Origin of the sequence: Microbacterium luticellae, assembly GCF_050408645.1 — a bacterium.
Taxonomy (GTDB): domain Bacteria; phylum Actinomycetota; class Actinomycetes; order Actinomycetales; family Microbacteriaceae; genus Microbacterium.
Genome location: NZ_JBNTKE010000003.1, coordinates 360798 through 374718 on the forward strand (window position 1 = coordinate 360798; position 13921 = coordinate 374718).

Below are 13921 nucleotides of genomic sequence, written 5' to 3' on the forward strand. Positions count from 1 at the left end.
GTGCATCCGGATGCTTGATACCGCCACTCTCACTCGCCTCGCAGCCGAACTGTCGCAGGCGCAGCACACTCGCACACCCGTGCCCCGCATTACAGCGCGGCACCCCGAAGCGACCGTGCACGACTCGTACGCCATCCAGCGTCTGTGGCGCGATGAACAGGTGAACGCCGGGCGCACCCTTGTCGGGCACAAGATCGGACTCACCTCGCGCGCCATGCAGCAGGCCACAGGAATCACCGAACCCGATTACGGCGTTATGTTCGACGACACTGTGTATGCATCCGGCGCCACGCTTTCTTTCGACGCATTCACCAGCGTGCGCATCGAGGTAGAACTGGCGTTTGTGCTGCGGCGAGCACTCACCGGCCCCGACTGCACGCTCGAAGAAGCCATAGACGCTATCGACCATGTTGTGCCGGCGCTCGAGGTACTCAATGCCCACGTCGAGCTCGAAGGACGCACGATTGTCGACACGATTGCCGATAACGCCGCCTACGGCGCCATGGTGCTCGGGGATACCCGTCGCCACCTCGACGAAATCGACGTGCGGTGGGTGCCAGGGGTGCTCGAACGCAACGGCGTCGTGGAAGAAACCGGTGTGGCAGCCGGTGTGCTCGGCCACCCTGTGCGGGGCGTCGCGTGGCTGGCCAATAAACTGCACCAGCACGGCGAAAGCCTGCAGGCAGGACACATTATTTTGGCTGGTTCATTTACGCGGCCGGTGTGGATTGAACGCGGCGACACCGTCGTGTGTGACTATCGCGAGTTAGGAACCATCACATGTCAGTTCACGTAGACCGCAATCTGCAGCTGGTCGACACCCTGCGTGACCATCTCGCCCGCCGGGATAAGGCGCTTGTTGGCCTGTGGCTGTGCACGGGCTCGCCTCTCGTCGCCGAGATCGCGGCGGGTTCCGGTGTTGATCTGCTGCTGATTGACATGGAACACGCACCCAACACGCTGCCACTCGTGCAAAGCCAGCTGCAGGCTATTGCCGCTTATCCTGTCACGACCATTGTGCGGGTGCCCTCGCACGACCCAGCGGTCATCAAGCAGGTGCTCGACACCGGCGCTGTCAACATTCTTGTGCCCATGATCGACACTCCCGAGCAGGCCCGCGCAGCCGTTGCCGCCGTACGCTACCCGCCCGACGGCATTCGCGGTGTTGGGTCTGCCCTTGCCCGCAGTGGCCGCTGGGGACGCATCGCCGACTATGTGGCCACAGGAGACCAGCACGTGAGTGTTACCGTGCAGATCGAAACCCGCCAGGCCGTCGCTCATGCGGCCGAGATCGCGGCGGTCGATGGCGTCGACGCGGTACTCATTGGCCCCGCCGACCTCGCCGCCTCACTGGGGCTTCCTGGTCAGCAGCGTCACCCCGACGTTGTCGCCGCCGTATCGACCGTCATCACCCACGTGCAGGCAACTGGCACTCCCGTAGGCATCAATGCTTTCGACCCGGATGCTGCGCAACAATACCGCGACGCGGGCGTCGCGTTCGTCTCTGCCAGCGCCGATGTCACCATTCTTGCCCGCGGCACCGAACAACTCGCTGCCCGCTGGGGGTAGCTGCGAGCGGATGCCGGAGCCGGCCGCTGTCACGCGTGGCCCCGGCATCCGGCACCTACATGCTTACGAGCAGCAGTGCCAGCGCCATAACGACGCCCGAGCCCAGCAGGGTGACGAAGGTATAGCCGAGTATGTCTCGCATTTTTAGGCCCGCAATCGCCAGCACCGGCAGTGCCCAGAACGGCTGAATCATGTTGGTCCACTGGTCGCCATAGGCCACGGCCATAACGGCGATCGACGAGTCAACCCCCAACTGTTGGGCAGCGTCGAGCATGATGGGCCCCTGCACGGCAAATTGGCCACCGCCCGAGGGTACGAAGAAGTTCACAATACCGGCCGAGAAGAAAGCCAGCATGCCGAACGTGACGGGGGTCGAGATGGCCACAAACGCGTCGGAGAACAGAGTGATGAGGCCCGACGACGACATAATGCCCAAAATTCCGGCATAGAGCGGAAACTGCAGCAGAATCTCGCCGACGTTCGACGCCGCCTGTTTTGTCAGGTGGATGAGCTCAAAGGGGCTACGTACCAGCAACAAAATGAGGGCAAGGAACGACCAGTTCACAATGTCGAGCGTCAAAGTACCGCCGCCCACAAAATGCACCACCAGATAGATGACCAGTGCGGCACCCAGCACGAGGGTGAGAATACGGGATGCATCGATACGGTCGGCGGGTGTTACCACCTCGTCGTCTGCCTCGGAGTGCTCCTCCGACCCCACGTGCCCCGGCAACTCAATAACAGGGTCACCCGCGCGCGGTCGAACAAGGAACATCATGAGCGCCACAACAACAATGACACTGACTGCTGCCAGCATGTTCCACGACGCAAAAATTGTTTGCGATACCGGCAGCACCTCACCACTCAGGCTCGGTGCGAGGAAGGAATCCGGAGTCGCAGCGGTCAGGGGCCCCGAACCGGAATACCCCATGTGCCACACCACAAAACCCGAATACCCCGCGGCAACAAGCAACGGAAAGTGCACTTTCATACCGCGGTCACGGGCCTGCACGGCAATCTCCCGCGCCAACAACGTGCCCACAATCAAACCCAGACCCCAGGTAATCAGGCTCGCCAGCGCAGCGATAAGAAAAACGAACACATAGGCGAAGCCTGCACTCGATGGCACGCGAGCTAACCAGCCCAGCAACTTTCGCACGGGGCGGGTATTGGCCAGCATGTACCCGAGCAGCAAAATCAGGCTCATCTGGGTCATAAATGCCAGTAGACCCGCCAGCCCATCTCCCCAGCCCTTAACAACATCGACGGGGTTCGTCTGCGTCAACGTCATCGCCAGTACGGCAACGATAAGCGTCAGCACAATGGCGAACGTGAGGGCCGAAGGCACCCAACGCTCAAGAAAACGGTTGACCGGTCGCATCACACTGCGTGATCGCGGAGGTGCAGTCGACATGAGAACTCCCTTGTTCTACAAACAACGACGATAAACACACGAATAGGCCGCGGGTGGGCGACTATTCACTTCGAGTAAACCGCACAGAGGCACGTTTCGCTAGCAAAAGTGGCGCAAATTCGTTGCAGGGTCAAGACTGGTCACATGACGTTCGATGCACTGCGCCCGCTGGCCGACCGCGCCTGCCTATTTACTGCCCTTCGCCAAGAACAATTGCGAGCCGCCACCGATGCCCTCGGCCCCCACCGGTGGGACGTCGACATGCAGGCTCGCACGCTCACCTTTACGGCAGAAAACAACCCCCAACACAGGCTGGTTGCCGCCGCACACCTCATCGCCTCCATCGCTCCCGGGCCCCGCTCACTGCTGTGGGGGTGGGCACACCCCTCGGGCGGGCCCGACAGCGTTGCTGCTGGCCTGCGCGACTACGGTGCATCGTATTCTGTCGAGGCGTTGACCACGCAAGAGGTAGCTTTCCCGGCCGACATCAGTGACGACCAGCTTGAGGCCTGGATTGCTGATGCCGCCCACGTGGTCGGTGGCGTTGCCAGCGAAATCACCGGCCGCTCACCCTATTACTCTGCCCCGGCAGGCGGCGGAACCCGGGCTGTCTTTGTGCTTGACGGTATCGTTCACCCGCTCACGGTCGCCGACGCGGTAACGCTTTTGCCTCGCGTGCTCGGCCAAACCACCCCGAGTGACCCGCGCACGAGCGTCTGGGACCTCGCACGCCTCGCCTCGTGGCAGATGCAGTGGGCTGACGAGCAGTACTCCGGTGCGACGGTCAGCGACCACAGCGGTTCGGCAACAATCCGTTTCGATGAGCACGCACGCATCAGCGGCATTGACAGTAACCTCGGCGGTGCAGCCGCGCAGTATTAATCGCCCATCTCGACAAAAACAATGGCGCGCGGCCCTCAGGGAACCGCGCGCCATTGTTTGGCTACGATCAGCTCTTACGCATCGTCAGCAGCAGAGGCCACTCGTTCGGCTGCTTCGACCACATTCGTCATCAGCAGTGCCACTGTCATAGGGCCGACCCCACCCGGATTGGGTGAAACAAAACCCGCCACCTGTGCGACATCCGGATGCACGTCGCCCAACACAATCGCCTTGCCCGTGTCAGGATCCGTTTCGCGCGTCACACCGACGTCGAGCACGGCAGCGCCGGGCTTTACATCGGCCGCCTGAACAAGGTGCTTCACGCCGGCCGCGGCAACAATAACATCGGCCTCGCGCAGGTGCCGTGACAGGTCAACCGTACCGGTGTGCGTGAGCGTGACGGTCGCGTTAATGTCGCGGCGCGTAAGCAGCAGGCCAATAGACCGCCCGATGGTGACCCCACGCCCAACAACAACAACATGCTTGCCCTGCAGGTCGTAACCGTTGCGCTGCAACAGCTCAATCACACCGCGAGGTGTGCACGGCAGAGGAGTGGTCATCGGCTCATTAACGTTGAGCACGAGCCTGCCGAGGTTAGTCGGGTGCAGGCCATCCGCATCTTTTGCCGGATCGATGCGCTCAAGAATCCGATCCGTGTCGAGATGTTTCGGCAGCGGCAGCTGCACAATATAGCCGTGACAGCTCGGGTCGGCATTCAGCTCGTCGAGCAGATCTTCTACCTGCTGCTGCGTGGCATCGGCGGGCAGTTCGCGCTGGATCGAGTTCATCCCGATTGCCTCGGACTGCCTGTGCTTCATACCCACATACAGCTGCGAAGCAGGGTCTGCTCCCACCAGCACTGTGGCAATACCGGGCACAATGCCTCGCTCTTTTAGCGCGGCGATACGCTCGGCCAGCTCTTGTTTGAGAGCCGCGGATGCCTGTCGGCCATCGAGTACGACAGCACTCACTGCTGCAGATCCGGGTAGAGCGGGAAGGCCTCGGCGAGCGCATCGACGCGAGCGCGCAACGCGGTGACGTCAGCATCCGGTTGCAGAGCCAGCGCGATAACGTCGGCGACCTCGGAGAACTCGTGGTCACCAAAACCGCGGGTAGCCAGCGCCGGGGTACCAATACGCAGGCCCGACGTGATCATGGGCGGACGCGGGTCGTTGGGTACAGCGTTACGGTTGACGGTGATGTGGATCTCGTGCAGCAGATCTTCGGCCTGTTTGCCGTCGATCGCGGCGTCGCGGAGGTCAACCAGCACCAGGTGCACATCGGTGCCGCCCGAACGCACAGCGATACCGGCGTTCTTCACGTCATCGCGCGTCAACCGCTCAGCGATAATCGCGGCACCACGTACGGTGCGTTCCTGGCGCTCCTTAAACTCAGGGGTCGCAGCCAGCTTGAACGCCGTCGCCTTCGCAGCGATCACGTGCATGAGTGGGCCACCCTGCTGGCCGGGGAACACTGCCGAGTTCAGCTTCTTAGCAATATCGGCGTCGTTCGTGAGAATGAAACCCGAACGCGGGCCACCAATCGTCTTGTGCACGGTTGACGACACCACGTGGGCGTGGGGGACAGGATTCGGGTGCAGCCCCGCGGCAACCAGACCAGCAAAGTGGGCCATGTCGACCCACAGCAGTGCACCGACCTCATCAGCAATCGCACGGAACTGCGCAAAATCAAGCTCGCGGGGGTACGCCGACCAGCCCGCGATAATGACCTTCGGCTTGTGCTCGTGCGCCAGGCGACGCACCTCGTCCATGTCGACGAGCGAGGTTTCTGGGTTAACTCCGTAGGCCACAATGTCGTAGAGGCGGCCCGAGAAGTTGATCTTCATGCCGTGGGTCAGGTGGCCACCGTGATCCAGTGAAAGGCCCAGAAGGGTGTCTCCGGGGCGCGCGATAGCGTGCAGCACAGCGGCGTTGGCTGTCGCACCCGAGTGCGGCTGAACATTGGCATATTCAGAACCAAACAGGCTCTTCGCACGCTCGATAGCCAGCGATTCGGCAACATCAACCTCTTCGCAGCCACCGTAATAGCGGCGGCCAGGGTAACCCTCGGCGTACTTGTTCGTCAGTACCGAGCCCTGTGACTGCAACACCGAGACAGGAACAAAGTTCTCGGATGCAATCATCTCGAGGTAGCCGCGCTGCCGCTGCAGCTCGCGCTCTAATACCTCGGCGATCTCGGGGTCAACCTCAGACAGAGGTGCGTTAAAGAAACGATCGGTCATGGCGTTCTCCTCATGACTAAGGATGCTGGCCCAGTCGTACCCGCCAAACGGGACGATGAACCATCGGACATTTTCCTCTCATCGGCCCAGGCGCGCGGTCGAATCCCGTATCGGTCGCTCCCCGGTGGTACCCCACCCAGACGCCAGTCGCGACGGTTCGAGCATAGCCGAACGAGCGCTATTTTCAGCATCCGGATGCCACTGACTTTTCTGTCCACAGCCCCACAGCCGCCGCTTCGCAAACCTGTGGCGCACCAGGTAAGTTTTTGCCTATGTCTCTGAGCGCACAGCTTTCGCTGATCCCCCTGCCCACGGCCGTAGAAGTTGATGAAGGATCCACGACGCTGACGACAGCTTCACGTCTGGTGGCCGACCCAGCGCTGGGAGCATCTTTTGCACTGCCGCTAACCTCACACATCGGTTCGACACTCGAACGGGTCGAAGAGGGCGCAGACGCGGGCGACATTACTGTTTCTCGTGATGAGACACTGCCCGCTGAGGGTTATCGACTGAGTGTCACCGACCGCATCGATATTGCTGCTGCCGATGCAGCAGGCGCCTTCTACGCCGCACACACGCTCGTGCAACTGCTCGAGAAGACTGCCGATGACACGTGGGTGTCGCCTCGCGTGCGCATCAACGATGCACCCCGCTTTGCTTACCGTGGCGTCATGCTCGATGTAGCGCGCCATTTCTTTAGCGTCGACGACGTGAAGGCATATATCGACCGCACAAGCGCACTGAAGTACAACCACCTGCACCTGCACCTCACCGACGACCAGGGTTGGCGCATCGAAATTGACGCCTGGCCGCTGCTCACCGAAAAAGCATCGTCGACGTCGGCCAATGGCGCACCCGGTGGCTTCTACACGAAAGACGACTATCGCGAGATCGTCGCCTATGCGGCCGAACGCCACATGGTGCTCGTGCCCGAAATCGACCTGCCCGGCCATACGCATGCTGTGGGTGTTGCTTACCCCGAGCTGGTCGAAGACCCGGTCATGAACGACGTACTGCTGCAGCAGGCCGAACAGCTGCAGCAAGAACTGCCCATCGCCGGCAAGCCCTATATCGGCTGGGGAGTCGGGCACTCTTCGGTACGCATCCATGAGGAACGCACCTACGAGTTCGTTACCGACGTGCTGCGTGAACTCGCCGAAATTACTCCGGGACCCTACCTGCACATCGGTGGCGATGAGGCACTCGGCACCCCCGCCGAAGACTTTGCGCACTTTATTGCTCGCGCAACAGCCATCACCCAGAGCATAGGCAAGACGCCTGTCGCCTGGCACGAGGCTGGAGCCAGCGCCGATATCGCCGAGGGCACGGTGGGCCAGTACTGGGGCAAGGTTGTACCCGAGGGCACGCATGCAGCAGATGCCGCGCACTTTGTGGCACGTAACGGCCAGCTGATCATGTCAGCCTGCGACGCCGCCTACCTCGACATGAAATACTCAGAAGATTTCTCGCTCGGGCTGAGCTGGGCCGGCTACATTCCCGTGCAAAAAGCCTATGAGTGGGAGCCGACCGCGGTTGTTCCGGATGTCGATGACGACGCGATCCTCGGTGTTGAAGCACCGCTGTGGGCCGAAACCCTCTCGAGCCTCGACGACGTCGACGTGCTCGCTTTCCCCCGTGCCGCAGCGATCGCAGAGATCGCGTGGTCACCCGCCGAGGGTGCCGACCGCACGTGGGAGTCGTTCCGCACTCGCGTGGCCGGGCTTGCTCCGCTGTGGCAGGCACGCGGCATCGGCTTTCACCGGGCCGAGGGCATCGATTGGCCCGAAGCATGACCGCCACGCTGTCGTCCCACGAGGGCTCACTCGTTATTCACTCCGCCCGCATTATTGACGGCGGTGTCGTCGACCACGATGCCTGGGTACGCTTCGATAACGGTATCGTGACCACGCGCGGCACCGGCTCCACATGGGAGCCCGCCGACGAAGTCATCGACGCTACGGTAGCCGCCGGCCCCGATGCCGTGCTCACGCCGGGTTTTATCGACATTCATGGCCATGGGGGTGCCGGATGCTCCTATGACGACGGCGCCGAAGCTATTCGGCGCGCCCGCGATATGCACCGTAGCCACGGCACCACCCGTGCCGTCATCTCGCTTGTTACCGCCACGGTCGAACAACTCAGCCAGCGGGTGGCTGCGATTGCCGACCTCATGATCACCGACGCTGATATTCTTGGCTCACACCTGGAAGGCCCTTTCCTCGACCCTGGACACCACGGTGCGCACGACCCCGAACTATTGCGAACACCGCTCGCCCACGATGTCGAGGCGCTATTGCAGGCAGGTAACGGCACAGTTCGTCAGGTAACCCTGGCACCCGAACTACCGGGGGGCCTCGAGGCCATCGCTGCCATCACAGCATCCGGTGCCGTTGCGGCCGTAGGCCACACCAACGCCGATGCCGCCATTGCCGAGGCCGCTTTTAATGCCGGGGCCACGCTCCTCACGCACGCATTCAACGCGATGAACGGTATTCACCACCGTGTGCCTGGCCCCGTGCTGGCTGCTGCTGCCGACGAGCGCGTCGTACTGGAGGGCATCGCCGACGGCGTGCACCTGCACCCGTACGTTATTCGACTGCTGTTCGATGCCGCGCCCGGCCGTGTCGCACTGGTAACCGACGCCATGGCAGCCGCGGGCGCGGCGGATGGCAACTATGTGCTGGGCGAACTTGCCGTGACCGTTCGCGACGGCGTCGCCCGGGTCGACGAGACAGGCGCCATTGCCGGCTCGACACTCACACAGGATGTCGCCCTGGCACAGACGGTTGCCGCGGGTGTCGATGTTGCCGAAGCCGTGCGCGCTCTGACCGAGACACCGGCGCGCGTGCTCGGTTACGACGACCGACTCGGCTCACTCCAGCCCGGTTATGTGGCCGACGCTGTGCTGCTCGACTCCGCGCTGTCGCCGACCCACGTGTGGACCGGGACCGCTGTGCAGCAGTAATTTCACCAACAAACAAGTGAGGCCGCCGTTCCCCAGAACGGCGGCCTCAACAATTCCCCGGAGAGAGGGTGGGGGTTCCGAGAACTCCTCCCCCGAGGCTCTCGAAACTCCCTGCCGACAGAATTGGCCCCACTGTCGGCGTTGCGACTCTGCCCCCCGCTGAGTACGCAAATTCTCTCCGACCATGAGACGACCGAGCATGGCTCTTATTACGCGACAGAGAAAAACATGTTTCTCGGGCGTGTCGCGCATGGTGGTCGAGCATGCAGAAACGAGTTTTCCCCAGGGCTCGCCGAAACCTCCAGAACAAGCGACAATAGAAAGCGCGTGATGAAACAGCATTACCCGTGTCTCTTGGGTATGAGCACATCGACGCACCAGCTATGACTGATTTAGACGACGATAATTTTGCGCCCCTGGGCAGCCCGCTGAGCGACCTTTCCGACGCTGAGCTTATTTTGCGGTCCCGTTCGGGCGACTCAGACGCTTATGGAGAACTCTGGCGTCGCCACTATCGTTCAGGCATCGTCGTGGCACGTTCTGTGTCGTCAGACCTCGATCCCGACGACCTTGTGCAAGAGGCTTACGCCAAAATTTTTCAGGCAGTGCTGCGCGGCGGCGGGCCCACCGGTTCGTTTCGCGCCTATCTATTTACGGCCATCCGCAATACGGCCGCGGGGTGGGGCCGTGCGCGCCGCGAACAAAATATCGAAGAGTTTGAAGCCGTACCCGATCCGGAAACCACGGAGTCGGCGGCCGATGAAGCCCTCGATCGCAGCCTAACGACGCAAGCGTTCCGCAGCCTACCTACGCGCTGGCAAGAAGTGCTGTGGTACTCCGAAATCGAGCAGATGAAGCCCGCCGCGATAGCTCCACTGCTCGGCCTTTCGGCCGGTGCCGTATCTCAACTCGCGTTTCGTGCCCGTGAAGGGCTACGCGAAGCATGGATTCAGGCCCATCTGAACGCTGCGCAGCCCGGCTCGGACTGCCAGTGGGTTATTGAACGCCTCGGTGCCTACGCTCGCAATAACCTCGGCACTCGGGATCACAGCAAAGTCGATGAGCACCTCGATGATTGCCCCCGCTGTTTGATCGTTGCTGCAGAAGCAAAAGATGTTTCTCATCGCCTCGCTCTCGTGCTGCTTCCGCTCATTCTGGGTGTTACAGGCGCGGGTAGCTATCTGGCGTATCTGCAGAACGCTTCTGCACCGATTGTTGCCGTGGCCGCCATGCCCTCGTCTGTTGTTGAAGGTGCCGTTGTGGCCGGTTCAGCAGCTGCCGGAGGCGCAGGCGTAGCCGCTGCATCCGGCACAGCCGGTTCCGGCGGTGGTAGCGGAACCGCCGGGTCAGGCGCTGCTGGCGGCAGTTCGGCAGCGGGTGGTTCTGCCGCAGGAACCGCCGCAGCTGGCGCGGGAGCAGGTGCTGCGGCATCATCGGGGCTCGTGTCTGGGCTCGGCGCGCTCATTGGAATCGGTTCGGCAGCTCTCGTGGTCTCCGGCGCGATTGTTGCCGCGGCCGTTGTGCCCGGAATTTTCGGTGGCTCATCGAACTCTGCGGCACAGGCAGAAGGCGCGCTGGGCGCCGGCGATATTGTTGCCGAGGTCACGGCTCCCGACTCGCAAGAGTCACCGACAATGCCCATCATCACGGCACCGCCCTTTGACAGCGACGACGATCTCGACGACTCACTTTCCCCGCTTGTTCCTCGGTCTCAGCAAACACCCGCCCCACCCACACTGCTTCCCACCCCGGCCCCGGATGCAACGCAAGCGCCAACGCCCGAGCCCGAGCTGACTCCTGATCCTGAGCCGAGCCCCGACCCGGAACCGGCGCCCGAGCCCGAGCCGGAGCCGACACCCGAGCCCACGGTCGAACCAACGCCCGACCCCACCCCGACGCCTGAACCGACATCAGATCCCATACCCACACCAAATCCGACCACCGATCCCGAGCCGACGCCAACACCAACGCCGGATCCCACGGATGAGCCGTCACCCGAGCCAACGCCCGACCCAACACCCACGCCAACACCCACACCGGATCCGACTCCGACGCCCGACCCAACACCCACGATGGAGCCGACACCCGACCCCACCGTAGAGCCGACACCCGAACCAACGCCCGACCCCACGGACGAGCCCGACCCCGAGACCGGGGGGCTTCCCGACGGTGTGCCCTCATGGGGCGAGTCCAGCCTGGAGTGCAGTCGGCTCGCGTGGGGCAGTCTTGACCCGTCATCGGTGGTCTATCAGGTTCAGGTCAGTGGCGAGCCTGATGCTCGCGTGCAGATCATGGTGAACGACCTTCTTAGCTGGCGAGTCGGTGCAGAAACAACGCTCGACAGCGACGGAGTTGGGGTGCTCGAGCTGCGTCCCCTGGCGCACGAAGTGGTGTTGAACGCGAGGATCGCGCTGCGCTATGTCACCGACGACGCCACGGGTGAACGGGGTAACACCATGAGGATGTTCACCCTGGGCGACCCCTATAACTCCAGGTGTGAGTCGTAGGGTTATTGACATTCGCGGGTTGATCATTGCTCGGCGTTCTAGACTAGAGACCATGACCACCCCTGCCGCTTCGCCATCCACCACGCCGGACTCGCAGCCACGTCGCATATCTGTCATCGACGTCGTTCGCACAGTCGTCCTGATCGTTGCGGTGGCATCGCTCATTATCTGGGGACTGTCGTCGTGGGCGTTGCCCTGGAACATCGTCGCTGCCGTGGGCGCTCCCGTCGTTCTCCTGTTGGTGTGGGCTCTCTTCCTTTCGCCGCGCCCCGTTCTACGCACTCACCCCTATGTCACGGCGGCCGTTGAACTTCTTGTGTACGCCGGTGTCACGGTTGCGTGGTGGTCGCTGGGTGAAACCTGGGTGGGTCTCGGCTTTGCCGTGGTTGCCATCGCTGTCGGTTTAGCGGCAGGACGCCGAACGCTGTCATGACCGACGCTGCCAGTCACGATGCCGAGGCAGTTGTTTCTCGCCTCCGTGCCGCGCTGGCCGATAAGGTCGACACCTCTGTCACCGCCCTCGAACACGCGCGTGCCGACCAGTCGGGCCATCGTTCCTCCGGGCGTCCGCTCGCGGTCGTCCATGCAGAGAGCGTGGGCGACATACAAACGGCTCTGGCCATCGCCCACCAAACAGACACTCCCGTCGTCACCCGCGGCGCTGGTACCGGGCTTGCGGGCGCCGCCCTTGCTGGCCCGCGAGAACTCGTGATCTCCACCCTCGCGATGAACCGGGTTCTGCGTGTCGACTCCACTGACCTCATTGCTGTTGTTGAACCGGGAATTATTAACGCCACCCTCAACGACGAGCTTGCCCCCAGCGGCCTGTGGTGGCCTCCCGATCCTGCCAGCCGCGCGATTTCGACCGTGGGTGGCAATATCGCCACCGGTGCCGGTGGGCTGCTGTGTGCTAAGTACGGGGTGGTCGCCGACTGGGTGCTGGGACTCGATATTGTGCTGGCCGATGGGCGGCTTATTCGTACGGGTCGGCAAACCGTGAAGGGGGTCGCGGGCCTCAACCTCACCTCCCTTATCGTCGGATCAGAAGGTCAGCTCGGCATCATCGTCGGCGCGACGTTGAAACTCGCGCGCCTGGTGCCAGGAGAAAAATATACGCTCACCGGCGTCTTTCCGACCGTTCGTGCCGCAGCCGATGCGGCAACCGCGATCAGTGCCAGCGGTGTGCAGCCAGCCATTATGGAGCTCATGGATGCCACGACCCTTGCGGCCGTGCACGAGTTGCTCGAACTGGCAGCTCCCGCCCGTGATGCGGCGCTGCTCACCATACAAACAGACGGCCCCGCTGCTCGCGCCGAAGCCGAGAGCATCGCCGCAACAATTGCCAGCGCAGGCGGTTATGCAACGCTCGCGACAACGCCCGACGAAGGTGAAGAGTTGCTTCATCGACGACGCAGTGTGCATCCGGCTCTGGCACGTCGGGGTACAACTCTGATCGAAGACGTATCGGTTCCTCGCAGCCGCATGGCCGCCATGTTCGATGAAATCACCCGCATTGAACAGCACTACGCGATCACGATCCCGACCGTGGCCCACGCTGGCGATGGCAACCTGCATCCGAATTTCATCTTTGACGGCCCCGTTGTACCCGAGCATATTTGGCGGGCCGCCGATGAACTCTTTCGTGCTGCGCTCTCGCTCGGTGGCACCCTGACCGGAGAACACGGCGTGGGCACGCTCAAGAGTCGCTGGCTTGCCGAAGAACTCGGTCACGATCAATGGCAGCTCCAGCGCGACATAGTCCGCGTATTCGACCCGACCGGCATAATGAATCCCGGCAAAGTTTTTCAGGAGCATCCGGATGCCTGATATCCACGTCAGTGCCGGTGTTATCACCGACTCGCACGGCAAAGTATTGCTCGTGCGCAAGCGAAACACGCAGCGCTTTATGCATCCGGGAGGAAAGCCAGAACACGGAGAAACGGCCGCGCAAACTCTGCAGCGCGAACTACACGAAGAGCTAGGGCTCGTCGTCGCCACCGGTGACCTTCGTCCGCTGGGCGAATTCACTGCGGCGGCCGCGAACGAAGCCGGACACCGTGTCGTTGCCCAGGCGTTTGCGCTGCACGCCGAGGCTGACCATGTGCGCGTACAGGCGGAGATTGCTGAGCTGCGGTGGATCACCCATGCAGATATCGACACGATTCCGTTGGCACCGCTCAGCCGCACGCACCTGCTACCCATCGCTTTCGGCCTGGCTGCTCATGGCGCTGTGCGCTCGCCGCACACCGATCTAAAAACCAGCCCGCAACAGGAGTAAAAACGCACAGGCCCTGATCGTAACGATAGGGCCTGTGCGTCGGGGGATACTCGGTGCCGACAGA

The 13921-nt window shown here is 62.4% G+C and carries 12 protein-coding genes and 1 riboswitch; of the genes, 9 read left to right on the plus strand and 3 right to left on the minus strand.

Features of this window, described 5'->3' with window-relative positions:
* Positions 1-10 precede the first annotated feature (10 nt).
* Together ACQUSW_RS10370 and ACQUSW_RS10375 are read left to right on the plus strand one after the other, a co-directional pair.
* Positions 11-796 carry a 2-keto-4-pentenoate hydratase gene (locus tag ACQUSW_RS10370; RefSeq protein WP_428932217.1) on the plus strand — a complete coding sequence of 262 codons (786 nt, stop codon included), beginning with the start codon at positions 11-13 and terminating at the stop codon, positions 794-796.
* The gene (locus ACQUSW_RS10375; RefSeq protein ID WP_428932218.1) at positions 781-1569 is read left to right on the plus strand and encodes an HpcH/HpaI aldolase family protein; all 789 of its coding nucleotides are present in this window, start codon (positions 781-783) and stop codon (positions 1567-1569) included. The genes ACQUSW_RS10370 and ACQUSW_RS10375 overlap by 16 nt, the downstream gene beginning before the upstream one ends.
* Before the next feature lie 55 nt (positions 1570-1624).
* Here the strand turns inward: ACQUSW_RS10375 and ACQUSW_RS10380 are convergent, their stop codons facing one another.
* Positions 1625-2983 (minus strand): short-chain fatty acid transporter, encoded by a 1359-nt coding sequence (locus ACQUSW_RS10380; RefSeq protein ID WP_428932219.1) that lies wholly within the window; start codon positions 2981-2983, stop codon positions 1625-1627.
* Positions 2984-3127: 144 nt separating this feature from the next.
* Here ACQUSW_RS10380 and ACQUSW_RS10385 point away from each other — a divergent pair, with 144 nt between their 5' ends.
* Positions 3128-3865 (plus strand): DUF6882 domain-containing protein, encoded by a 738-nt coding sequence (locus ACQUSW_RS10385; protein WP_428932220.1) that lies wholly within the window; start codon positions 3128-3130, stop codon positions 3863-3865.
* Between the two features lie 74 nt (positions 3866-3939).
* Here the strand turns inward: ACQUSW_RS10385 and ACQUSW_RS10390 are convergent, their stop codons facing one another.
* Positions 3940-4836, minus strand: a complete 897-nt coding sequence (locus ACQUSW_RS10390; RefSeq protein WP_428932221.1) for a bifunctional methylenetetrahydrofolate dehydrogenase/methenyltetrahydrofolate cyclohydrolase — start codon at positions 4834-4836, stop codon at positions 3940-3942.
* A complete protein-coding gene (gene glyA / locus ACQUSW_RS10395) occupies positions 4833-6107 on the minus strand; it encodes a serine hydroxymethyltransferase (RefSeq protein ID WP_428932222.1) in 1275 nt (424 codons plus the stop codon). The genes ACQUSW_RS10390 and glyA overlap by 4 nt, the downstream gene beginning before the upstream one ends.
* A 77-nt stretch (positions 6108-6184) precedes the next feature.
* A riboswitch (ZMP/ZTP riboswitch) is annotated at positions 6185-6268 on the minus strand.
* A gap of 111 nt (positions 6269-6379) precedes the next feature.
* Between glyA and ACQUSW_RS10400 the strand changes: the two genes are divergently transcribed.
* The 6 genes from ACQUSW_RS10400 (at position 6380) to ACQUSW_RS10425 (ending at position 13857) form a co-directional block, all read left to right on the plus strand.
* Positions 6380-7900 carry a beta-N-acetylhexosaminidase gene (locus ACQUSW_RS10400; RefSeq protein WP_428932223.1) on the plus strand — a complete coding sequence of 507 codons (1521 nt, stop codon included), beginning with the start codon at positions 6380-6382 and terminating at the stop codon, positions 7898-7900.
* Positions 7897-9072 (plus strand): N-acetylglucosamine-6-phosphate deacetylase, encoded by a 1176-nt coding sequence (nagA, locus tag ACQUSW_RS10405; protein WP_428932224.1) that lies wholly within the window; start codon positions 7897-7899, stop codon positions 9070-9072. The genes ACQUSW_RS10400 and nagA overlap by 4 nt, the downstream gene beginning before the upstream one ends.
* 383 nt (positions 9073-9455) lie before the next feature.
* Complete coding sequence (locus ACQUSW_RS10410; RefSeq protein ID WP_428932225.1) at positions 9456-11579, plus strand: sigma-70 family RNA polymerase sigma factor; 2124 nt, start codon at positions 9456-9458, stop codon at positions 11577-11579.
* A 52-nt stretch (positions 11580-11631) separates the two neighbouring features.
* Positions 11632-12012: a YrdB family protein gene (locus tag ACQUSW_RS10415; RefSeq protein WP_428932226.1), complete on the plus strand. Its 381-nt coding sequence runs from the start codon at positions 11632-11634 to the stop codon at positions 12010-12012.
* On the plus strand, positions 12009-13406 hold the full coding sequence (locus tag ACQUSW_RS10420) for an FAD-binding oxidoreductase (protein ID WP_428932227.1): 1398 nt from the start codon (positions 12009-12011) through the stop codon (positions 13404-13406). The genes ACQUSW_RS10415 and ACQUSW_RS10420 overlap by 4 nt, the downstream gene beginning before the upstream one ends.
* The gene (locus ACQUSW_RS10425) at positions 13399-13857 is read left to right on the plus strand and encodes an NUDIX hydrolase (RefSeq protein ID WP_428932228.1); all 459 of its coding nucleotides are present in this window, start codon (positions 13399-13401) and stop codon (positions 13855-13857) included. The genes ACQUSW_RS10420 and ACQUSW_RS10425 overlap by 8 nt, the downstream gene beginning before the upstream one ends.
* Positions 13858-13921: the final 64 nt, after the last annotated feature.